The sequence below is a fragment of the Terriglobus albidus genome, from assembly GCF_025685425.1.
GTDB classification, from domain to species: Bacteria; Acidobacteriota; Terriglobia; order Terriglobales; family Acidobacteriaceae; genus Terriglobus; species Terriglobus albidus.
On record NZ_JAGTAS010000053.1, the window covers coordinates 146630 to 170344 of the forward strand.

A 23715-nucleotide genomic window follows, 5' to 3' on the forward strand; every position below is an offset into this window, starting at 1 on the left:
TTGAAACGACTTTTTACCCGAAATACCCGGCGAGTTAGAACTCGATCAGATCCTTCATCGCGGCGTAGATCTTCTCCGGCTGAGGCAGGATGATGTCTTCCAGAACTGGCTGGTAGGCGACAAAAGTATCCATGCCGGCTACACGACGAACAGGCGCATCCAAGTCGTGGAAGAGTTCGTCGGCGATGCGGGCCGCGATCTCGGCGCCGTATCCCCAACTGATCATGTCCTCGTGAGCGATCAGGACACGATTGGTCTTTCGGACTGATTCGGCAATCGCTTCCCAGTCGTAAGGCGACAGGGAGCGCAGGTCGATCACCTCAACGCTGATTCCCTTCTCGCGTTCCAGCTTCTGTGCTGCCTGCAGCGAACGCGGCACAACGGCGCCGTAGGTGACGATAGTAAGATGCTTGCCCGGTTTGACGATCTTTGCCTTGCCAAACGGAATCATGTAGTCAGGCCCTGGATTGGAAGCGCGGCCATAGGCCTCGCGATAGAGCCGCTTATGCTCCAGAAACAGCACGGGGTCATCGCAGCGGATGGCGGTGCGCAACAGGCCGTTGGCGTCGAGGGCGTTGGATGGCATCACCACCCGAATCCCCGGTGTATGGGTAAAGATGCTCTCACCCGACTGAGAGTGATAGATCGAACCACCGGTCAGGTATCCCCCGATCGGGCAGCGGATGACCATCGGCGCAGAGTAGGCGCCATTCGAGCGCCACCGCATCACGCTCAACTCGTTACGCATCTGGTGGACAGCCGGCCAGATGTAGTCGAAGAACTGGATCTCGACCACGGGCTTCAGGCCCCGAACCGCCATTCCAATCCCTCGGCCAACAATGTTCGCCTCAGCGAGCGGAGAGTTGAAGCACCGGTCGCTACCAAACGCCTTCTGCAGGCCATAGGTGAGCTTGAATACTCCACCCTTTCCCTTGAGTTCCCCGCTTCGCAGGCCATCCTCACGGCTGACATCGGCAACGTCCTCACCGAAGACGACGACGCGTTCGTCACGCCTCATCTCGTCGTGCAGGCAAAGATTGATCAGGTCGGCCATCGTCCGCTCGGCAGCATCGGTCGGCTTCGGCTCCGTAGCAAAGGTAGATGACGTTGGATCGAGGTCTTCGGAGTACTGGTGGACCAGGATCGAATCTTCCGGCGGCAGCGGAGCAGCCAGCGCAGCGTCTGCCGCACGCTGCACCTCTTCGTCGACGGCCTTCTCCAGCACCGCAACACCCTCCTGGTCCAGAATCCCCTCCTGGATCAGGAATGCCTGCATCTTTGAGATGGGATCCCGCAGTGCGTCGGCCTCGCGCTCTGTCGCGGTACGGTAGAGGCGTTCGTCGTCCGACAGTGAGTGCGAATATGGCCGAATCACATGGCCATGGACCAGCGCCGGCCCCTTGCCACTGCGGCACCAGGCTACAGCCTCGGCCAGAGCACGGTAGCTGGCAACAGCGTCGGTGCCATCGATCTCGGCAAAAAAGAAGTTTGGGAAGTTCGCCACCAGATGCGAGATGTTGCCGCCCGGCGTATTGCACTCGACCGGCGTGGAGATGGCGTAGCCATTGTCTTCCACTAGAAACAACACCGGAAGCTTGTTGTTTGAGGCTGTATTCAGCGACTCCCAGAATTCGCCCTGAGAGGTGGAACCCTCACCGATCGAGGTATAGGCGATCTCGTCGTTATAAAAAACAACATCTTTGAACTGACGATAGTCTCCCTCAACCTTAGCTGCTGCGTCTGGATGATGGCTGAAGTAGCGCCCCGCCTCGGCCACGCCGACCGCGTGCAGGCACTGGGTTGCAGTTGCGGACGAGGGGCTGACGATGTGGAGCTTTTTGCTGGTCCAGTGGGAGGGCATCTGCCGTCCACCGCTCTGGGGATCGGTTGCGGCTCCCACCGCCTGCAGGAGCTGATCTTCCGCCGTCTGACCCAGCACCAGGCTGATGGCGCGGTCGCGGTAGTACGGCACAAACCAGTCGTAGCCCGGCTTAAGGGCAAAACCAGCCGCAACCTGCAGGGCCTCATGGCCGGCGCAGGAGATCTGGAAGAAGATTTTCTGTTGCCGTTTCAGCAGAATTTCGCGGTCGTCAATGCGCCGCGACAGATACATATACCGGTAGAACTCGACGAGTTGGTCGGCGCTCAGGCCACCGTAATCGGCGGCCTGCTTCGGGGTCGTAGCTGCTGCGGCGTTGCGAGGCATCGTTAATTTCTGCTTTTCGATTGTAACCCTTTGCCCCTATTGCAAATCCCACGATTGCCGATGACTCCCCTTGAGGGTCAAAACACCGTTTCTCGAAGGACGAAAATGAGCCGCAGCCTCCTGTTTACGATCATGTATCTCTGTGCTTGCCTGCTCGCGGTCAGTTAGGGGTTTGGCTGTTACCCTTTCATCCGCTCCTTGACAGACTTAGCCAGCTTCTCGATCTCTTCAGCCTTCTTGATGACGGTGATCGACATGGTGTCCTTGCTGGACTTGTCTACCTCTTCCTTCAGCTGATTGGCCAGCGTCAGCAACTTTTGCGTGTCTTCCACCAGCCGTTTCTGCCGGTCTTCATTACGCATCTTGGCCCGTTGATTCTCCATGGCTGCATCGAAAGTCCCCGGGCGCTCATCCGGAGCCCCCATCGTTACATCCGGCAGCGTTGTCGGCGGCCCGGGCCGGGAGCCGCGCGAGCCACCGGTATTGCCGCCCTGCTGAGCCACCGAGGCCGTCATAAGCAGACTGAGAAGCAGAATACGCGTGACTTTCATGGGAACCCCCTTCGAAACCGCCGTGATGAAATAGAAGCTTATGATGCACCTTTCGATCTTCGCCCCGCAAGAAGTTCGCACCCTGCAGGTGGAACGCAACTGGCATGAGCAGGCGAGTGATTTTCTTCACCACGATCTGCCGAAAATCGCTTTCATCCTTATCTTCGGCTTCATCCTGCAGCGCATCACCCTCTTCTTTGTTAGACGCATGCGCCGCATGGCCGACCGTCAGGTGGGCAACTCGCAACGCGCCTCGCAGTTGCGCACCATGTCGTCCGTGCTGCGAGCCACGGCCTACACAGCTATAGGCTTTTATGTTCTGCTGCAGATTCTGCCGATCTTCGATATCGACCTGAAGCCCCTGCTGGCGTCTGCCGGCGTCGTCGGACTCGGCATCTCGTTCGGAGCGCAGTCCATCTTCAAGGACATGCTGAACGGGATCTTCATTCTGCTGGAAGACCAGTTCAACGTGGGCGATTCGGTAAAGATGGCCGGGCTTACCGGAACAGTCGAAGATATGAGTCTGCGCTGCACCATTCTGCGTGACGGAGACGGAACCCAAAACATCATTCCCAACTCGCAGATCACAACAGTTCAGAACCTGTCGCGCGACTACTCCGTCGCTTCGCTGCATGTAAGCGTCGATGCCGGAGAGAACCCAGACAAGGTGATGGAACTACTGAGCCAATTGGCGATGGATGTCCGAAGAGATACCGCCTTTGCCCAGGTGACGATTGAAGACCCAAAGGTCCTGGGTGTCGACAAGATCAATGGCAATGAAGTCATGTACCTGGTGAATACGAAAGTGCGCGCTAACCAGAAAGATGGTGTACTGCGTGAGTTGCGGCGGCGGATCCTGCTCGGCTTCGAGAAGAACAAGATCCGGCTCGGTATTCCTTCCAGCGCCGTCATCCTTAACGCGCAGGACCCCACACTTCCCTCCGCGCCCACGACGGTGTTACCGGGAGGCGGGGACTAGCAGTTCTCCTAAAGGTGTAGAGCGGAGTTGGGCAGTTTGCGCCGTTTCCTTCGAAGAAAACGGCATTCACAGATTTATCCAACACCAAAGTATTAGGAGAATTGCTCTAGTGCGCGATTCAAAATCTCCAGCAGGCTCTCTGGATCGCTGACAGGCGGATGGCATGTCTTCGCCGCACAGACAATCGCGACGCTCTTTCCGGACTCAATGCCGGGGAGATTGGGGATGGTGTCCGCCAACGTCTCCGGAAGAGCAGAAAGCTGTGCGTGCGAGAGGCGGATGACGCTTTTGGAAACCGAGTAACGCGTCAATGCCGCTGCTTCCAACATCTTTGCGGCGTCATCGTCTCCCAGGACCACTACCTGAGGCGATGGCTGGACCAACCGTTGCAGGGCCAGACCATAACTCGCCGCGTAGAGTCCGAAATGCTCCACAATGCTGCCGAAAGTCTCCAGCGTGTCGAAGGCCATGTCCCGGTACTCCTGCTTTCCGGAAAGCTCTTCGAGCCGCACCAGTAGCGAAGCCATCGTCGGATTTGCCGCCGGCGCCGGAGCATCCTGCAAAGGTTTCCTCCTGGCTGAAAGGGCCCCGAGCGCCGGTTCATTGGTGAGAGGTGTATCGAAGAACCCAAGCCCCGTCGCATCCCAGAAATTCGCGACAACATCTTCCACCAGGCCCTTTGCTGCAAGGTAATACTTTAGATTTCCGCTGCATTCCCATGCATCCAAGCAGGATGTTGCCAAAAATGCATAGTCCTCCAGTGTCGAGGGAACAGGCTTCTGTACGGGTGTTCCGTCAGCGTAAGCGACGACATGGGAGAGTCCCACCCCAGGATTCCAGGCTGCGGCCAGAATCCGATCCAGTGACTTCAACGCGAAGGCAGTTACGGCCGGAATCGCCAATGCCCTGCCGGCCGCGATGTAGGCCGAGATCATCATGCCGTTCCAGCCGGTATAGATCGTCCTGTCGATATAGGGTGTCGGACGCTGCAGCCGGGCCGCATACAGCTTCTTTTTCGCGGAACCGAGAAGTTCCCGCGCCCGTTCCAGCGACATTCCTACCCGTTGCGCCACCTGCCCGAACGGATGCTTCACATGGAGCACATTTTTCGCCGGGTTGTGGTGCATATCGCCCACGTCGCCGATGTCATAGAACGGAGCCGCAATCGCCAGTTCCTCGGTGGTGAGCACGGAACGGGCTTCGTCAAGCGTCCAGGTAAAGTAGTCGCCGTCATCGTCCAGGTTGATATCAGCGTCCTGAGAAGCGTAAAAGCCACCACGTTCACGGTCTGAGAGCCACGTATCGACCCACAGGATGGTCTCGCGTGCAACCCGGGCAGCCTCCGGCTCGGCAAAACTCTGGAACGCGTGGGCGTAGTTTGCCAGCAGACCGGCATTGTCATAGAGCATCTTTTCGAAGTGAGGAACGATCCACTGCTCATCGACCGAATACCGATGGAAGCCGCCGGCGAGATGGTCATAGATTCCACCTCTGGACATGGCGCTGAGCGTACCGAGTGCAGAGGCGGCGATCTTCTCGTCGGCGCCAGGACGAAGCGCGCTGTCCAGCAATAGATCGATCGCGGTTGAGTGCGGAAACTTCGGCTGGGAGCCGAAGCCGCCGTGCCGCTGGTCGTACATGCCCGTAATGGCGGAGGTGAGCTTGGTAACCAACTCTGCCGTAATGCGGGAGGAGCGGCCGGAGAAGGTCTCATTATGCTCAATTGCGGCCATCACGGAAGCCGCGGAATCGTCCACCTCATCACGTTTCTCGTGGAAGGCAGAGGCCATCGTGAGGAGAACGCGCTGAAATCCGGGTCTGCCGAACTGGTCCTGCGGAGGAAAGTAGGTGCCGCCGAAAAAAGGCTTTCCTTCCGGAGTAAGGAAGGCGGTTAATGGCCAACCTCCCTGCCCGCTGATCGCGGAGACAGCGGCCTGGTAGCGAGCATCCACGTCGGGACGTTCATCCCGGTCGACCTTGATGGCAATGTAGTGCTCGTTAATGACGGCTGCAGTCTGATCGTTCTCATACGACTCACGATCCATCACATGACACCAGTGGCACCAGACCGCGCCTATATCGAGGAGGATCGGCTTGTTTTGTTCCGCGGCGAGCGCAAAGGCCGCGGGGCTCCACTCATGCCACCGGACTGGCTGGTTGATGGCGGAACGAAGATATGCGGAGGAGGCAGCGGCGAGGGCGTTCGGCTCGTGAGACATCGATTCAGACATCGATTCTAGGATAGTTGGTTTGCCGAATCCTTGTTCCGGTTCGTCTGTTCGTGTCACTTTCAGCGTGCTGAAAGTGACACGAGTGTGACAACCATCGGAATAATCGGGCGTACCCTTCCAGATTACTGGGGACGCTCGCGAGTTTCTGTTGGGGATTGAAGACGGAGTCCCGTGAGCGCTCTTTAGAACGTAAAACCCTCTGCGGGCCGCCTCGCGCCGGGGCGGCCCACTTGTCTTTACGCAAGAAGCCCAGCCATCAGGCTGGGCTTCTTGCTATCTCCTTGTTGCTGGACTACTGCGGGGTAAGCGGTTTAGGCGCTTCCGGTTCCTTTGGAGCTGTCAGGCCAGGGATTACCGGAGCCTGGTTGATGGTGCCGGTCGCAGCATCCGTAAGCGAGATGCCGTAGCGGTCCAGCGTATTTGCCAGCAACTGATAGAGCGACGCACGATCGCGAGCATAGGCTGCCGTCGCCGAGATCAGGCTGTTCTCCGCAGTTGCGAGGTTACGCTCCTGCTGAAGAACATTCGCGGTGGTTGAAGCACCGAGACGGTACTTCTTCTGTTCGGAGTCAAGCGACTGCGCCTGGAAGTCGCGGGCAGCCTGAGCCGCCTGTACCGCCGCACGGTCATTCGTAAGTGCAAACTGAGCGTTGGTGACCAGCATGCGGATCTGCGTGTAGAGCTGCTGCAGACGCATCTGTGACTGGCGAAGTTCCATCTGGGAACGAGCCTGGTCAGCCTGGGCGACGCGGTTGCGGATGGGGATGTTGATCGAGAGACCAACAGCTTTATCTGGGTTTGAGGAATTGAACAGATCAGAGAACGTTCCGCCGTAGCCACGTTGCGCCAGGCCCTGGCATCCGGTCTGTGCACCACCGGCGCAGACCGGGTTCCATGCGCCGCCGATCGCAGCGGCACCGTAGAACCCGAAGACATCAACCGTCGGCAACAGACCGTTCTTCAGCGCCTTAATTGAGATCTCGTTATTCTTCATGGCCAGCATGGCCTGTTCGATCTGAGGATTGTTAACGTAGGCCTGCTTCACCAGGTCCTCAATCTGTACATCCTCTTCCGGAAGACGGTCGAGGCTGACGCGATCCGTCGGCACCACGGGGGCAGCCGCGATTTGAGGATCGTTCGTGTTGCGAGCGATGGCCTGTTTGATCAGCAACTGCTGGTACTCGAGATTCGACTGCGAGGTGATCAACGCCTGCTTGTCCGTAGAGACAGCAGAGTCGGAGTTGACGACGTCGAGAGGAGCCAGGGTACCGATCTCGAGCTGCTTGCGATTATCAGACGCGAGCTTGGTCGATTGATCAAGAGCGCGGGTCTTGGCCTGTACGTCCTCATAGGCCGAAACCAGAGCCCAGTAGATGCTCTCAATCTGGGTTACGGTCGAGATGAGCTGCTGACGAAACGCCGAGTCCACAATGCGGCGGTTGTTCTTCGCCTGCACGATGAACCGTCCGTTCACACTTGGCCCGAAGCCCTGCAACAGATGCTGCTGCAGACGGAGCTGGAAGGTGGACTGGAGCTGTGGGCTGAATACGCTACGGCTACTGTTGTTGCTGGTGCGTGAGTTGTTGAAGCCTATGGTCGCCTGAGTGCCGGTAATGAAGCCCTGCGAGTAGGCGAAGTTATAGGTGTCCGTCGCCTGGTTCAGCGAGAACGTTCCAGTGATGAAATTCGTCGTCTGCGGGGTACGGGCACGCTCTAGCTGCAGCGTGCTGGTCAGTACCGGATCCAGGCTCATCGGTGTGGGGCCGGCGCCGTTGGTGGTAAGCACCAGGCCCGAGGCGCCCGCACCGGCTGCTCCGGCCGCGGTGCTGGTACCGCCAGGACCGCCGCCTCCGGTGATTGTCGTCGTGGTGCCGCCGAGGGTATTCGAAACCAGACCTGAAGAGACGCCGCGCAGGGTAGCGCCGGCGCGTGCACGGAGAAGATCCGTATCCGCGATATCGAGGTTCAGACGGAAGATGGCGATGTCATAGTTGTTCTCCAGCGCCAGCATGACGGCGTCCGAGAGAGACAGGTAGATCTTGCCATCGCGTAGAAGCTGGTCGAGCCGCGGCGTGTTGCCGAGACGAGGCTCCCCGACGTTGATAGGGGTATAAGGCGCCCAGGGCTTGAAAAGGTGGCTCTTGGGTTTGGAATAATCCCGGGCTGTATCGCGCAGGTCAAAAGGCTCCGTGAGCTTGGGCTCGGGTACCGCAGGAAGAGTGGCGTTGGCCTGTGCCTGTGCGGGCGTTCCGCCTCCGGGGACGGTCTGCTGCTGCTGTGCGGCAGCGTACTGTGCGGCGGGTCCCATCAGGAGCAAAGCAATGCTCGCTGTGGCTTGCAGATGTCTCAATTTCACGTTGCGCTCTCCAGCTAATGCGATCGTTTAGGGTCGCCGGTCTGCCTTAGTTTTTCGGGTCGCAGTTCCGGGTTGGCGAGTGGGTGGTACGGCTATTCCCTTTTCTCGGTGTAAGTGTTGTACGGATACCAAGTGACAGATGTTTCAGAGTGGCTTCCGGTTACGAAATCATTGAAATCATTCCACGACAGGTTCAGGGGCTGATACGTAAACAGGTTCCTGTAGGTTCCGTGGAGTTCGTTGGAAGCGAGGGACATGGCTTTTGGCGGGATAGCGATGAGTATAGCAAGTGACACATGCGGCAGCATGTTACCGTGCAAAGATGGCTTTTTCTCGGAACACCTGGAAGCTGACCCTGAGCTATGACGGCGGCGACTTTCATGGCTGGCAGGTACAGCCGGGATTACGCACCGTTCAAGGTCTACTCTCAGAGGCCATCCGAAAGGTCACAGGAGAAGAGATTCTGCCACAGGGCTCTGGTAGAACCGATGCCGGCGTGCATGCTCTGGGTCAGGTGGCGACCTTCGATCTGGAGGCGGGCATTCCGCAACAGAACCTGCTGCGGGCTCTGAACCGAGCGCTGCCTGCAAGTGTGCGAGTGATGCAGGCAGAGGTCACGCCGCCGGGCTTCCACGCACGGCATTCGGCCTGCGGTAAGACCTATGAGTACCGCATCTTTGTCCGTCGCGATGCTGGGACGCGCCATGAGCGCATCTGCTCTCCCCTGCTTTCCAGGTACGTGTGGGACTGCCGCTGGCCGTTGGACATTACTCCAATGCAGCAGGCAGCCACAACTGTAATTGGTGAAATGGACTTCAGTTCGTTCGCGGCAAACGATCCGGATGCCTCCGTACGTCAGGGCGCTACTCCCCCGACAATGGTGCGAACTATCTCCTCTTCCGAGTGGCGGCGCGAAGGTGACATTCTGATCTATCGGGTCAACGGCAATGGCTTTTTGCACCACATGGTCCGGAATCTGGTTGGCACCTTCGTTGAAATGGGGTGCGGGCGGATGTCCGCTTCTCAGATGCCTGAGATCCTGGCAGCCCGGAACCGGTCGATCTCGGGGCCGACGGCTCCTGCCAGAGGCCTCTTCCTGGTTGAGGTGCAATATTGATGCGCGCGAACCAGAGAATTACAGAACTGGCAGGTCTGCGTGGCGTCCATGCCGCTTTTCAGTGGCTGCATCTTCAGGAACAACGGCTGCTTGCCTGGCAGATGGAGATGCTGCGGATTCCTGCTCCACCTTATAAGGAGGAGCAACGCGCCTTGTGGGTCCGTGACCGATTTGTAGAACTCGGTCTGGAGCAGGTTCAGATCGATGCCGAAGGAAATGTCCTGGGGGAGATCTCCGGTCAGGTTCGGAATGGCCCAATTGCCATGCTCTCGGCTCATCTGGATACCATCTTTCCCGATGAAATGCTGCCGGAGCCACGCCTGGACGAGGGGCGGATCTATGCCGCCGGCGCTGCGGACAATGTCGCCGGACTCACCGGCCTGCTGGCGGTTGCTGCCGCCATAAAGGCAGCACAGCTCATACCGAAGCACACCATCCTGTTTGCAGCCAATGTCGGTGAGGAGGCGGAGGGAAACCTGCGCGGCATGCGCCACCTCTTCTTCCGTTCGGAGTACGCGGGGCGGATCCGTTGCACGATCTGTCTGGAAGGGGCAGGTACCGAAAACGTAGTAGTCGGCGCCATCGGCAGCCGAAGACTCCAGGCAACTGTCACCGGCCCGGGCGGACACTCCTGGACAGAGGCGGGGGCTCCCAACCCGATCGTTGTCCTGAGCAAGGCAATCGCCGCGATGGAACGAATCAAACTCCCGCGCCAGCCGCGCACTACCTGGAATATTGGGCGTATCGAGGGCGGCATGTCCGTCACCTCGGTTCCTGAGCGTGCGAGTTGCCTTATCGATCTGCGTTCTGTCGATATGGACCAACTGATCTCTCTCGAGGTCCAGGTCCACCGGGCACTCGAAGATGCCGTTCTGGAGGCAAATGAGGCTGATCGCAAGTTGGGCCTCCAGGTGGCAACGATTGGCGACCGCCCCGCAGGAGCCCTCTCCAAAGAGGCTACTCTTCTTGAGACCGTCCACGCGGTTGACCGCCATCTGCGCCTGCGAACCGAGCTCCGCATCGGCTCGACCGATGCCAATGTGCCTCTTGCCCTGGGACGGGAGGCGATCGCGGTAGGAGCCGGGGGTGTCGCCGGAGGTATCCATACCCACGGTGAATGGTTTGACCCTGCCGGGAGAGAACTGGCGTTGCGCCGCGTTTTGTTGATCTTGCTGGATGCCGCAAGGTGATGTGGCCAGACTACGCAGCCGGAATTACGCAAAACACCTTTCCAAGGTTGGCCAGCGTCTAACCTGCGAACGCCGTCAGGCACAAAATTGTCCGTTTTCGGCGATATACTGGCGTATTGCATGGTGTCTTTGGCGCGCGTGCTTTTTTGAGGGAAACACACTACATGGAGAAAAAGATGTCATTGTGGGAACGGATTCAGGCCCGTCGTCTGACTTCGACCTTCGCGTTGCTGGCAACGCTGTCGATCGGCATTGTGGCCGGCTCGGTTCTGACCGCGAAGGTTCATGGCAAGGAAGCGCAGGAGTCCTCCGACGCAACACCTCTGCGTATTCCTGAGCCCCAAAGCGTGGGCAATGGCTTTGCGAAGATTGCCAAGATGGTTGGACCCGCGGTGGTCAACATCAACACCGAGAGCCTGCCCAAACAAGCTACCCAGCGCCGCCGTCGCGGTAACGGCAGCCAGGATCAGCAGGACATGCAGGACTTCTTTAACCGGTTCTTCGGCGGAAATCCTGGCGGCGGTGATGACGAGGATGATGATGGCGTAGGCGAGCGCAGAGCTCTTGGCTCCGGTTTTATCGTCGATCCGAAGGGCTACATCATCACCAACAATCACGTGGTGGAGAAAGCCGACAAGATTTACGTAAAACTCTCGACGGATTCTGAGAGCGAAACCGGACGCCCGGCCAAGGTGATCGGCACCGACAAGGACACCGATATCGCGGTCATTAAGATCGACGCCCCTACCCCTCTTCCGACCGTCAAGCTCGGGAATAGCGAAGGTGCGCAGGTAGGCGACTGGGTGCTCGCGGTCGGAAGCCCGTTCGGTCTGTCGCAGACGGTCTCGGCAGGTATCATCTCGGCGAAGGGCCGCCAGATTAACGAGCCATCGCAGAGCGGTTTTGCGCAAAACCAGTTCCAGCGTTTCATTCAGACCGATGCGGCAATCAATCCTGGCAACTCCGGTGGTCCGCTGGTGGATATGACGGGTGCTGTCGTCGGTGTCAATACGGCGATCTATACACAGTCAATGGGCTCGCAGGGTGTCGGCTTTGCCATGCCCGCGAACACCGTCGTCAATGTCTACAACATGCTCATCGGACCGGAACATAAGGTGACCCGTGGATCGATCGGAATCAGCTTCCAGTCGAACATCTCCTCGGCAGTCTCCCGTATGTATGGTTCGGGCGTCATCGTCAGCACCGTCACCAAGGGCGGTCCGGCAGAGAAGGCCGGCCTGCAACCGGGCGATGTGATCGAGTCGATTGACGGCCGCAAGATCAAGGACGGCGATGACATGGTGAACGACATTGCGGGACGCCGCCCGGGATCAACAGTCAAGCTCGGCTATCTGCGTGACGGTAAGCCGGCCTCGACGACGGTTTCCATCGGCGATCGCTCGAAGATCTTCGCCGATCTCAATGGCAATGGGCAGGACGACTCACAGGAGGCACAATCCTCTGATGTCTCTGCCGATAAGCTGGGCCTGACCGTCAGCGCTCTGCCGAACAACGTAGCAACCAAGCTCGGCATCAAAGGTGGAGTTATCGTTTCCGCCCTGAAGCCGGGATCGTTTGCAGACGAGATCGGACTGGGCCGTGGACAAGTAATCGTTGAGATTAACCGCAAGCCGGTGACCGACATGGCCAGCTTCCAGGCCGCCATCAAGAGCCTGAAGTCAGGTGATGATGTGGTCTTCCTGGTTCGTGCGCCGAACTCTCCGACTGGCGGCAACAATTATGTGGGCGGTACCCTGCCGTAATCCTGCAATTCACTCGCAGAAAAGAGCGGCGCAAAATGGGAAATCTGCCCTTTGCGCCGCTTCTTTTTCTGTTGCCGCGGGTTTACTTTGTCAGTAACCTTGAAAGCAAATCAAGGTCAGACAAAATTGAAAATCGCCTGATACTGGGCATTGCAGGTGTTGAAATGATGCGTATTTCCCAAGTCTCATTTGTCGTTGCGCTTGCAGTCGTTACCGCTGTTCCATCCCACGCGATGATGCGTTCGCGGCGGGGTCCAACAGCGCCACATGTCCAGAAAAGATCGAACAAACCGGGGGCGGTACGTCATACTTCATTCAAGCCGGGCCAGCGTGGCATTGATGATAATCGCGCTACCGAGATCCAACAGGCACTGATCAAGGCAGGTTACCTGAACGGCGACCCGAGCGGCCACTGGGATTCTTCAACGGAAGCCGCAATGCAGAAGCTGCAATCTGACAATGGCTGGCAGACCAAGCTGGTGCCGGACTCCCGCGCCCTGATCAAGCTGGGCCTTGGACCACATCAGGAGAGTTCGGCCACTGCTTCCGACAGCACGTTGTCAACACTCGGATCGAAATAAGATCGTTTCCGGAAGGCGTTTGGACACGACGGAGCGTTTCCCTGTAGATGTCGTGAAGGACTTTCGCGTCTATGGCATTTCCGCAGTGAAAACGCCCCCGCACTCCTGTTCCGAAATACCCAGCAATAGGGAAAATGCTCTAGTCTGGAAGAGTGAAGCGACGGATCGTTGTTCTCTTCCTTCTGGCAATAGCGGCAAGCGCTCATGCCGTTGAGCTGAAGATCTCAGCCGATGCATTGGAGCGCACCCTGAAACAGCAGTTATTCAATACTCCCGACGGCCGCTATTATCTCCGCGGCGATGCGGCGTCAGCCTGTTATGTCTACGCCGAGAAACCCCATGTCAGCTTCAAAGAAGATCGCATCATTGTCAGCGTGCACACCAGATCCCGCGTGGGCGCCGGATTGCGCGGCGCATGTATCGGGGTGGGACTGACGACGGATGCCGATGTATCCATGTTGCCGGAGGCCGAAGGTGAAACCATCGGCTTCCGCGATACTCACATCGACCAGCTAAGTACCTCGAAAGAGTTAGGCTTTCTTCTGGTTCCCTTTCTCAGCCGCAAGCTGCCGCAGAATATGAAAGTCAATGCAGCGGATCTGTTGCGCCAGGCGCTGACCAAGTCAGGTACTTCCACCGGATACCTGCTGGCGCTGGAGCGACTGAAGATTCACTCCATGCTGATCGAGCAGGGAGCGCTGGTTGTGGATGTGGATGGAGCTGTGACCGTGAAGTAGACCGTTACAGCATTTTCCCTGTAGGTGTCGTGTAGAGCTTCCGCATCTATGGGCGTTTTCCGCAATGAAAACGCCGCTGCACTCCTCTTCCGGAATACCCAGCAACAGGGAAAATGCTCTACAGCGCGCGGTCGTTCATTACGAGAGCTACGGCACTACGCAGACGGGCCAGACTTCCCTCAAATGCTGGACGGAGCCTTGGACCGCTGTGGAAGGCATTCCGGCGCATCTCTTCCTCAATAACCGGCGAGACCAGTTGCCAGACCGTGGTGATATCACCCACGATGACGATCTCGCTCGGCGCAAGGCCTGAAGCAATCATGCGCAGACCTCTGCCGAGGCGGCGGGCCATTGTCTGAATGGCAGCAACTGCGTGTTCCTCCCCGATTTGCGCCAGGTGCAACAACGTATCGAAGGCCGCCAGACGGCTGCCGCCCTGCTGCTCGTAATAACGCAGTGCCGCGCGGTTCGAAGCGGTAACCTCCCAGCAGCCGTGATTGCCGCAGGCACAGGCCGGTCCGCCCTCTTCCATCTGCACGTGGCCGAACTCGCCGGCCATACCGGCCTCACCACGAAGAAGCTGACCGTTGGCAAAAATGCCTGTACCGATTCCCTCGGCAACGTTCACGACGACAAGATCGTGCATCCCATCGCTTTCTCCGAACCAGACCTCGGAGAGAGCGCAGGCATTGGCGACATTGTCCATCTCAACGCGCAGACCTGTGGCACGCTCGATGCGCTGCTTGACGGCCAGCACCGGCCAATGAAGGTTAGGAGCAAAGATAAGCTTCTGTTGATCGAGATCGGCACGGCCTGGAACACAGATACCGATGCCATCCAGAGCGCGTTCGGGATGGGTATCCACCATTCTGCGAACTGCCTTGATGATCGCATTCATCGCCAGCTTGGAATCATCGGGAAGCGGGACAAGACTCTGCGAGATCACACGGCCACCGAGATCAACGATGCCGAGCGTCGTCTGTGCCGGATGAATGTCGAGTGCAAGGACAGCGCGCTTGTCATTCACCTGCAGGAAGGTTGGCCGACGACCGCGAGGCAGGCGGCCAACTTCACCTTCGATGATCCATCCGCCGGAGATCAGTTCCTCAACAATGAGAGAGACCGTGCTGCGCTGCAGGCCGGAGAGACGTGAGAGCTCTGCCCTGGAGACAGGCTGGCGTGTACGGACAAGATTGAAGACCAGCGAGAGATTGATCTGGCGTGGAGTCTTGTTCGAAGCGCTCTGGTGACGTGTAAGGCGGAATCGTTGCAAGCTTGGGTCGTCCGTACGTTACGTTCCCAGCATCTTAGAGCATTTTCCCTGTTGCTGGGTATCCCGGAAGAGGAGTGCAGCGGCGTTTTCATTGCGGAAAACGCCCATAAATGCGGAAGCCCTACACTACACCTGCAGAGAAAATGCTCTAGCTGGAGCAGACCACCATATGGAAGTCTTTCGTCTTCTTTGCAATCCATGTTGGGGAATGGTGGGCAGAGAGGGACTCGAACCCCCGACATCCTGCTTGTAAGGCAGGCGCTCTAACCAACTGAGCTATCCGCCCATTCCTCTATGAGTTTATCGCAAATTTGTGTGGATGACTGCCTTGTCCTCATATTCCATCATTTCATCATTGCGGTCTGGCTACTGGCTGCGGTTTACCCCACACACTGTCGAGGAACAGATAGCGCTCTCGATGTTGATCTGCCTTCGCTGCCGAATTCTTATCCAGCACCATTACCTGCCATTGACTCGGGCCATAAACAGGCCACTTCGGTAGCCCTGGTCCATTGGGATCGCCGGTACGCGCGAAGTTCGTCCAGTAGTCCTGCATCTGCTCCGAGAGTTTGCGATCTTCTGGACGCACTACGACCTCCAGGCGCGAGTCCAGTGTTCCGAAGACATATTCGATATCGTCGGAGTGAAACGCTCCTACCGCAGGAGTATGGTAGCGGTCACCCGGATTCGGTAGAGCAAACTTGTAGCGATACACAGGCTTCGTGCCGGTTGCCGTGTGTGCCTCCAGCCACTTCCATGTCGAGTAGGCGATGAAGCGATCACCTGCATAGTCGGAGGCGGACGCCACTGCTTCTTCAGGAGTTGCTGCGCTGTACAGCTTCAGAAACTCCTCGGCCTGCGTTGGGAACTCACGCTTCGCTTGTGCGGCGAAACCTTCGGCGCTGAAGCGGTTGTTTCCGCCCACTACTCCTCCGCGAGCTTCATCCGCATTCCATCCTGCGAGCAGTGGAATATGTGCCTGCTCACCCGCGGCATAGATCTCCGCCGGCGGCTTCGGGAAGAAATACCCATCGACCACCGGGCGGAACGAGGGTCCGGGCCGCGTTGCCATGATGGGACGAATGATGTCTTCCGTCGGAATGTGCCGCAGTTCCGCAAGCTTGGTCGTGCCATAGGTCGTAAGCGCGAAGGCGGAGTCTGTCTTCTCCCGCTGCTCACGGCTCTCGATTGGGAAGGTGCCGGTGGTCATCACACTTCCGCTTTCACCGATTGCCTTCTGAATGAGATCCTTCGAAAGCGGCGAGGCCATCTGCGCACTGACGGACATCGAGCCTGCCGACTCGCCGAAGATAGTGATGTTGGAAGGGTCACCACCGAATGCCGCGATATTCTGCTTCACCCACTGAATGGCTGCTGCCTGATCCAGGAGACCGTAGTTCCCCGAAGCGTGATTCGGAGACTCTGCCGTCAACTCCGGGTGCACGAAGAAACCGAAGATCCCGAGCCGGTAGTTCATGGAGACAACCACGACGTTGCGATGGGCGAGATACTGGCCGTCCTGCCGGCGCTCCGATGTGCTGCCGCCGGCGAAGCCGCCACCGTAGATCCAGACCATGACCGGCAGCTTGCTGGTTTCAGAGGCCGCGGGTGTCCAAACATTGAGGGTCAGGCAGTCCTCTGAGGCTCCAGGATCATGAAAGGCCATATCTGCGTAGCTGGCGGACTGCACACAGTGATATCCAAAATCGTGTGCGGACCGTACACCGGTCCACGGTTCAACAGGCGCGGGCGGCGCCCAGCGTAACTTGCCTATCGGAGGAGCTGCAAAAGGAATGCCCTTGAAGGACATAACCTTGCCATCGGTTGTCGGTTCTCCTTCAACAACACCGCTGGCAGTTTTGATTTGCGGTCCGATTGCGGCGAAGGCGGATGCTCCAAGAACAAAGGTTGCAGCGAGCGAAAACAGAGAGCGTGCAAATTCCATGAAGAACCTCGGGAGCTACGGTAGCACACTGATATGAACCGAGGTATCTGAGCCATGCAGGCCTCCGAAATCATTTCGACGATTCAACAGGACAAGGCCCGAAAGCGCTCCATGAAGAGTTTTTGCCATCCGAAGCGTTGAAAAGCGGGTCCTTCGCATTCCAACCCCAGCCAGCGAAGCTGGCCGGGGACCCCGTTCGCTCAGGATGACAACATGTATGGCAACAACTTCTGAGACACCGCACTTACTCAGGAAGATTGGTCATGGGAGTCGTCATGAGCTCTGTATACCGCTGCCAGCGATTCTGTGGACCGCCGGCATTGACGTATTTCGTTACCCTATCCAGGCCGACCGTGTAAGTGAGCATATAACTGCGATATTCGTTCAGGTAGGTCAGCATGGTCTCTCCATGCTCCATCAACAGCTCTTCTTCTAACCGCGACAAGGCGCGGGCGAACTCCAACCGACCGTCCAGATATTCGCGAGCGATCTCCGGCTCACCGGTGTGCAGCATCGCTATTAGCTTTTCGACGCGAAGGTAGCGTTCGATATCGCGCTGCGGCAGACCGACTATGGGAAACAGAACATCATGCTCGATCTGCATCCGCGTTGCATCTTCCAACACCATCCGAGGCGCATAGCTGGCTGCGGCTTCACTGACGAACGACTGCGGAGAAAAGGCAGGCTGTGCCGTCCATTCCAGTTGACGACGTTGCTTGACCAGGGCCTCCTCGCGCAGCGTGTTGAAGACATGATGGCCGGGATAGCCTTCATGGCAGGCAAGGTCAAGCAGCCGGTCGACCGTCTGCGGAAATTCAAGATTTACCTGAATCTGGCTATGAGCATTGCCAAGATAGCGACTGAAGGCTGCCCACGGCTTATTAATGACATAGACGACATCAACCTGCTCCCCTGCCGGCATCGAGATGTGCGCCCGTGTCTGTTCTCGGCACACCTTCAAAGCTGTCTCGAACACTGCAGGAATGTGTTTCGCAGGCACCACGAACATCGCCTCGTAGGAGCTATAAGCTTTCGCTCCGGGGCCGATCAGCGTAGAGATTTCGGTTCGCACCTTAGCTCGCTGCGCAGCATCGGTATCCGGAGGAGCGACAACGCCGAAATAGTTCCGGCTCTCTTCATTGAATCCGGCAGTCACGCCGCGTAACTGGCGCACACGCTGATTCATGGCGTTGAGCTGCTGGCCCAGAAAGGTAACGCGCCCAGCGTCTAATCCGCTGTCGAGTAGCTGTGCCTGCAGGCGCTTCCTGTCCTGCTCGATCTTCTCCAGCGACGGGAGCGGAGTTCTTGCGGCCAGTGCCAAAGGTTCTGGGCCGGTATAGAAGTCAAGAAAATCGGGATCTCGTTCGCCGAGCGACACGGCAAGTTTCAGGTATTGCTCCACAATTCCGGTACCGTTGCCGGTAGACCGGCAGCCGTTGATCTGCCACACCAGAGCTAACAGCAGCATGACCCAGAAGGGTTTACGAGATCTTTTGAATTTAGCTATCACGTGATAGGAAAGTCTAATTTTACGGCTGTGTGAACCTTTGTTATAGATAGTTCATCCGGGACATCACAGAAAAGTCCAAATGCAGTTTGTAAGAACGCCGAAGCGCATCTGGCCGCATTCCTTTCTCTTTTCGGCGTGCCCGGCGTAGTGTCTTTCGTCGTTTTGACCTCTGTACCTGCGAAGTACTGTTGGCTTTTTCCTGTAGTCGTACGAGTCGTCCGTAACCAGAAAACGAGCCGTTCCACAGCCACTCTGCTGCACGTTTAACACATTCTGGAGGCATCGCATGTCGTCACTTGGACGTAGACGCTACCCGTCTATCTCTATCTCCCTGTCGTTGATGTTGCTGTTTGCAGTTACGTTCCTGCAGTCCGCGTCGGCGCAGACAGTCAATGCGACACTCACAGGACACGTAGAAGACTCGCAGGGCGCAACAATTCCAGGCGCTACCGTCAGCGTTAAAAATACCGGCACCGGCGCTGTTCGTACGACCGTTACCGATCCAAACGGCCTGTACACCGTCACCAACCTTCAACCCGGCGCCTACGAGGTCACCACGACAATGAACGGGTTCAGCACCAAGACCTTAACGGGGCTTACGCTGAACGTCGGTGATACGCAGGAACTTCCAATTTCTCTGATCGTCGGCGGCGTGAATGATACCGTGAACGTTGAGGCCGCAGAACCTCTGCTACAGACGCAGAGTTCATCCAACGGAACCCTGGTCGACAACAAGCAGGTCGTAGAGCTGCCCCTTGCGAACCGCCAGTTTTATTCGCTCGCGCTGCTCTCGCCTGCTGCTTATCAGCCTGCGCAGAACTCGACACTCGGTTTCCGTGGCGGTATCAACATCGCCGGGGCTTCCGAAATCTCGAATCAGTTCACGTTCAACGGTATCTACAACAACGATATGGGTGTCGCTCAACCCTCTTATCGCCCATCGGTAGAGACCATTCAGGAGTTCCGCCTGCTTACCGGTGTCTATCCGGCAGAATATGGGCGCATGGCCGGCGGCCAGGTCGTCGTCATCTCCAAGTCCGGCACGAATGCCTTCCATGGCTCAGTCTATGAGTTCCTTCGTAATGAGATCACCGATGCAAAGCCTTACTTTACCCAGGCAGGTGCGAAGAAGCCGTCGTATAAGCAGAACACCTTTGGTGCTACGCTGGGTGGCCCGGTCTGGAAGGATCACACCTTCTTCTTCTTCGGCTATGAAGGCCAGCGCATCCGCCAGGCAGTGACGGCTGTTGCAACGGTACCAACGACAGACATGTTGAGCGGCATCTTCAATGTCGGTAAGACGCTGTACAACCCGCGTACCGGCACGGCCCTCACCGCCAATTGCGGGACGGGCTGCTACAACCTGACCACGTTGCTTGCCGGCACGCAACGTGGCCAGTGGGGCTCAACAGGCGCCGCGGCAGGCCAGGCGATTGCGAAACTTGGTTTTCCGACACCATCATTAGCAACGGGTACTGGAATCTATCCGGCAAACAACTACTCCTTCCAGGAGACCCGCTCTGAAAATATGGATGAGTACACCATCCGTGTGGACCACAAGCTAACGGAGAAGGATGGTCTCAGCGGCAGCTTCAATATCTTCAAGGACCCGGCATTCGAGCCGTCGAACTCACTCTGCTCGTCCTACGTCGTGCCGAAGTTCGGCTGCTACACCAATCAGATCTCGACCCTCGCCAACGTGACCTACACTCGCGTGCTGACACCAAGTCTGTTGAATGAGTTCCGTGCAGGCTATCAGCGTCTGCAGCAGCCTCGCATTCAGGAAGACAATACGGCGGTTGGCTCATCGTATTCTGGACTTCCGGGAGGCCCATACTTCACACAGGCCGGTTACGCCAATAACAGCGGACTTCCGAACACTGCTGTTTCTGGCTTCGCCACGATTGGTGGCGCCACAAACCTTCCGCAGAACCGCTGGGATAGCCACTATCAGTTGGTGGATTCCATAAGCTGGACCCACGGCAAGCACACAGTAAAAACGGGTATCGATTTATTGCTGGCGCGTTCGATCAACCTCATTACCTCCTCCGGCCGTGGCGCATTCTCGGTAAACGATGCGAATATCGTCTCGGCGAACGGCGGCAGCCATCTTGGTTCGGTCGGAGATTCCATGGCGGATCTTCTCCTCGGCCTGAGCTACACATCCACCGTCGGCACAACAGCTCCGGTTGTCTATCTGAACTTCTTCGGCAATCATCTTTTTGTGCAGGACGATTACCGTATCACTCCGAGACTTACGCTCAATGTTGGTTTGCGCTGGGAGCTGGATACACCTGTTTACACGCCAAATGGAACAGTCTCCCGTTTCGATATTGCCAGCCAAACCTTTGTCGATTCGCGTAACGGAGCCTTCAAGCATCTCTACAACTACGACTGGAATAACTGGGCACCCAGACTGGGTTTTTCGTGGCAGCCGTTTTCGGATGACAAGACCGTTGTCAAAGGAGCGTTTGGAACGTTTTACAACACGCCGCTTCTCTACAATCAGTTCCTGAACTTCGGAACACAGTATCCTTATCGCATTATTGGAACCTCTACCTCAACGGCCAGTACCGCCAACTCGATCAATACGGTTTCGCTGGATGCTCCCTTTGCGGGCGCTGCTACCTCCTGCGCAACCGGCACGCAGACATCGTGCTCCGCATCTCTCTCTCCCCTGTCGGTGAATGCGAACTATCGGACGCCGTATATCAATGAATGGAGCTTTGGGCTTCAGCAGTCCCTGGGCAAGAGCATGGTCTTTGAAAGTACCTATTTCGCCTCAAAAGGCACCAAGCTCCCTCTCAGCATCAATCTCAACCAGATCAATGTGAATAATCTGGCGCAGGGTGCGACAACGACGCAAGCGATGCGCCCTTTCGCAAACTTCTCAACCGTATCCAATCAGGACACGCGTTCCAACTCTGAGTTTCACTCCTGGCAGAACAGTTTGAAGCAATCCTATTCGAACGGTGTGACCTTCATCCTCTCCTACACCTGGGGTAAATCCATCGACGGGGGCGGCGGTATCGGTTCCGGTTCAAATTCATCGGGATCACCGCAGAATATCTACAACCTCAAGGCGGAACGTGCCTTATCTGACTTCAATGTGGCGCACCGTCTCGTATTCAGCCCGGTCGCACAACTCCCCTTTGGCAAGGGGAAGAAATGGCTCAACTCCGGTGTGAGCGGCGCTATCGCCGGCGGATGGCAGTTATCCGGTATCTTCCAGTTCCAGACGGGACGGCCTTTCACCATCTCCAATAGTTCCAGCAACAACAGCCGTTCTTTCGGGAATGCTGATCGTCCCAATATCGTGGCCGGACAGGACCCGAACGCAGGTCCGAAGACTGTGGCGCAGTGGTTCAATACCGCAGCCTTTGCTCTAGCGCCAACAACCCGATTCGGAAATGCCGGCCGTAATATTGTCATCGGACCGAAGTTCACGCAGTTGGACCTGACGCTCTCTCGTGAGTTCCCGATCCTCGAACACTTGAGAGGACAGTTCCGTGCCGAGTCTTTCAACTTATTGAATCATCCGAACTTCCTCAATCCGCTGACAACTGGCGTTCAGTTTGGCGCAACCGGATTCGGCGCCCTTACTCAGGCCAATACACCGCGCGATATGCAATTCAGCATGCGTATCCTGTACTAATCGCGTCAACACAATCAACACGGAGAACGTAGACGTGAAGCTCAAATTCAGCAGTCTCGCATTTCTTCCCTTTCTGGCCGGGGGCATCAGCCCCGGCCAGAACTCTTTGACACTAGAGAAGACCGCGTTGGTCCAGCATGTCGATAAAAACGCAAAGCTGGCGCAGGTGATGGTCGATACCGTTTTCTCCTACGGCGAGCTTGGCTTCCAGGAGTTCGAGACGTCGAAATATTTGACTGGAATCCTTGAGAAGAATGGATTCAAAGTCGAACGTGGCATCGCCGGTATCCCCACGGCGTGGATGGCAAGCTGGGGCTCCGGTAAGCCGGTGATCGCTCTCGGCTCCGATATCGACTGCATTCCACAGGCATCGCAGAAACCAGGTGTCGCATGGCACGAGCCGCTTATTCCGGGAGCTCCAGGACACGGTGAAGGACATAATTCTGGCGTTCCGCTCAATATCCTCGCGGCACTGGCGGTTAAGGAGCAGATGGAGAAGAACCATCTCTCCGGCACAATCAAGATATGGCCAGGTGTTGCCGAGGAGCTTCTGGGCGCAAAAGCCTATTACGTCCGTGATGGCTACTTCAAAGACGTTGATGCTGTCCTCTTCGCCCACGTCGGTACCAATCTGGGGGCTCGCTGGGGAGAGGGCGGACAAACCGGACTGATCTCACTTCAGTACAACTTCCATGGAGAGTCGGCTCACGCGGCTGCTGCCCCGTGGCGGGGTAAGTCAGCTCTTGACGCTGTCGAGCTTATGGATGCCGGCTGGAACTTCCACCGTGAGCATCTCCGCCCTCAGCAGCGTTCACACTATGTCATCACCAATGGCGGCGATCAGCCGAATGTCGTTCCTCAATCTGCTGCGGCCTGGTATTACTTCCGTGAACTCGACTACGACCACATCAAAGGTCTTTGGGAAGACGGTGACCGTATGGCCAAAGGCGCCGCTCTCATGACCCAGACCACATGGGACGAAACCATCCTCGGCTCCGCGTGGCCTGGACATTACAACAAGCCCATCGCCGAAGATCTGAATGCCAATGCGACACAGATCGGATTGCCGGTATGGTCCGCTGATGACCAGGCGCTGGCCAAGGCATTGCAGCACGAAATCGGAGCTCCGGAGAGTGGCCTGGACACCGAGTTGCATACACCGCGTCCACCATCGACCATGGCAAGCTCAGAGAGTGGTCCCTCTGACGATATCGGCGACATCTCATGGAACGTACCCACCATCGTTCTCTCCTATCCCGCCAACATTCCCAACCTTCCCGGACATAACTGGGCTAACGCTATCGCTATGGCAACACCCATCGCACATAAAGGTGTCATCACTGGCGCCAAGGTACAGGCAATGACGCTTTACGACCTGATGACCAAACCTGAGCTGGTAGCCGCGGCAAAGGACTACTTCATCAACGTCCAGACCAAGACCGTAAAGTACAAGTCTCTTGTTCGGCCGGAAGATAAGCCCGCGATCTTCATGAACAAGGCCACGATGGAAAAGTATCGGGCAGAGATGCAGAAGTACTACTACGACGCCTCGAAGTATCCGACCTACCTCGACCAACTTGGGATCAAGTACCCGACCCTTACCAAACCAGCAAGCAGGTAG

15 protein-coding genes and 1 tRNA gene are annotated in these 23715 nt (G+C 57.3%); 8 read left to right on the forward strand and 8 right to left on the reverse strand.

From position 1 onward, the window contains the following. Positions 1 to 34: 34 nt before the first annotated feature. Together OHL21_RS12790 and OHL21_RS12795 are read right to left on the reverse strand one after the other, a co-directional pair. Positions 35 to 2206 carry an alpha-ketoacid dehydrogenase subunit alpha/beta gene (locus tag OHL21_RS12790; protein WP_263417663.1) on the reverse strand — a complete coding sequence of 724 codons (2172 nt, stop codon included), beginning with the start codon at positions 2204 to 2206 and terminating at the stop codon, positions 35 to 37. A gap of 179 nt (positions 2207 to 2385) precedes the next feature. Beyond that, complete coding sequence (locus tag OHL21_RS12795) at positions 2386 to 2757, reverse strand: hypothetical protein (protein WP_263417664.1); 372 nt, start codon at positions 2755 to 2757, stop codon at positions 2386 to 2388. Between the two features lie 40 nt (positions 2758 to 2797). On the opposite strand from OHL21_RS12795, the gene OHL21_RS12800 reads away from it, so the two are divergent. Continuing rightward, positions 2798 to 3736, forward strand: a complete 939-nt coding sequence (locus OHL21_RS12800; RefSeq protein ID WP_317889980.1) for a mechanosensitive ion channel family protein — start codon at positions 2798 to 2800, stop codon at positions 3734 to 3736. A gap of 92 nt (positions 3737 to 3828) precedes the next feature. On the opposite strand, the gene OHL21_RS12805 is transcribed toward OHL21_RS12800, so the two are convergent. Both OHL21_RS12805 and OHL21_RS12810 read right to left on the reverse strand, forming a co-directional pair. Beyond that, the gene (locus OHL21_RS12805; protein WP_263417665.1) at positions 3829 to 5967 is read right to left on the reverse strand and encodes a thioredoxin domain-containing protein; all 2139 of its coding nucleotides are present in this window, start codon (positions 5965 to 5967) and stop codon (positions 3829 to 3831) included. 292 nt (positions 5968 to 6259) lie between these two features. Continuing rightward, the gene (locus OHL21_RS12810) at positions 6260 to 8323 is read right to left on the reverse strand and encodes a TolC family protein (RefSeq protein WP_317889981.1); all 2064 of its coding nucleotides are present in this window, start codon (positions 8321 to 8323) and stop codon (positions 6260 to 6262) included. Between the two features lie 322 nt (positions 8324 to 8645). On the opposite strand from OHL21_RS12810, the gene truA reads away from it, so the two are divergent. From truA to OHL21_RS12835, 5 genes are all read left to right on the forward strand, one after another. Further along, entirely contained in the window at positions 8646 to 9440 is a 795-nt protein-coding gene (gene truA, locus OHL21_RS12815) for a tRNA pseudouridine(38-40) synthase TruA (protein WP_263417666.1), read from the forward strand. Further along, a complete protein-coding gene (locus OHL21_RS12820; protein ID WP_263417667.1) occupies positions 9440 to 10630 on the forward strand; it encodes a M20/M25/M40 family metallo-hydrolase in 1191 nt (396 codons plus the stop codon). The genes truA and OHL21_RS12820 overlap by 1 nt, the downstream gene beginning before the upstream one ends. A gap of 176 nt (positions 10631 to 10806) precedes the next feature. Beyond that, positions 10807 to 12393: a trypsin-like peptidase domain-containing protein gene (locus OHL21_RS12825; RefSeq protein ID WP_263417668.1), complete on the forward strand. Its 1587-nt coding sequence runs from the start codon at positions 10807 to 10809 to the stop codon at positions 12391 to 12393. A 35-nt stretch (positions 12394 to 12428) separates the two neighbouring features. After that, on the forward strand, positions 12429 to 12974 hold the full coding sequence (locus tag OHL21_RS12830; protein ID WP_263417669.1) for a peptidoglycan-binding domain-containing protein: 546 nt from the start codon (positions 12429 to 12431) through the stop codon (positions 12972 to 12974). Positions 12975 to 13126: 152 nt separating this feature from the next. After that, positions 13127 to 13711, forward strand: a complete 585-nt coding sequence (locus OHL21_RS12835) for a hypothetical protein (RefSeq protein WP_263417670.1) — start codon at positions 13127 to 13129, stop codon at positions 13709 to 13711. A 118-nt stretch (positions 13712 to 13829) separates the two neighbouring features. Here the strand turns inward: OHL21_RS12835 and OHL21_RS12840 are convergent, their stop codons facing one another. From OHL21_RS12840 to OHL21_RS12855, 4 genes are all read right to left on the reverse strand, one after another. After that, positions 13830 to 14984, reverse strand: a complete 1155-nt coding sequence (locus OHL21_RS12840) for an ROK family protein (protein WP_263417671.1) — start codon at positions 14982 to 14984, stop codon at positions 13830 to 13832. A gap of 209 nt (positions 14985 to 15193) precedes the next feature. After that, positions 15194 to 15270, reverse strand: a tRNA-Val gene (locus tag OHL21_RS12845). A 66-nt stretch (positions 15271 to 15336) separates the two neighbouring features. Further along, positions 15337 to 16929 (reverse strand): carboxylesterase/lipase family protein, encoded by a 1593-nt coding sequence (locus tag OHL21_RS12850; RefSeq protein ID WP_263417672.1) that lies wholly within the window; start codon positions 16927 to 16929, stop codon positions 15337 to 15339. Positions 16930 to 17173: 244 nt separating this feature from the next. Further along, positions 17174 to 18397, reverse strand: coding sequence for a hypothetical protein (locus OHL21_RS12855; RefSeq protein WP_263417673.1), 1224 nt, complete (start codon positions 18395 to 18397; stop codon positions 17174 to 17176). Positions 18398 to 18725: 328 nt separating this feature from the next. Here OHL21_RS12855 and OHL21_RS12860 point away from each other — a divergent pair, with 328 nt between their 5' ends. Both OHL21_RS12860 and OHL21_RS12865 read left to right on the forward strand, forming a co-directional pair. Then, entirely contained in the window at positions 18726 to 22094 is a 3369-nt protein-coding gene (locus OHL21_RS12860; RefSeq protein ID WP_263417674.1) for a TonB-dependent receptor, read from the forward strand. A gap of 34 nt (positions 22095 to 22128) precedes the next feature. Further along, on the forward strand, positions 22129 to 23715 hold the full coding sequence (locus OHL21_RS12865; protein WP_263417675.1) for an amidohydrolase: 1587 nt from the start codon (positions 22129 to 22131) through the stop codon (positions 23713 to 23715).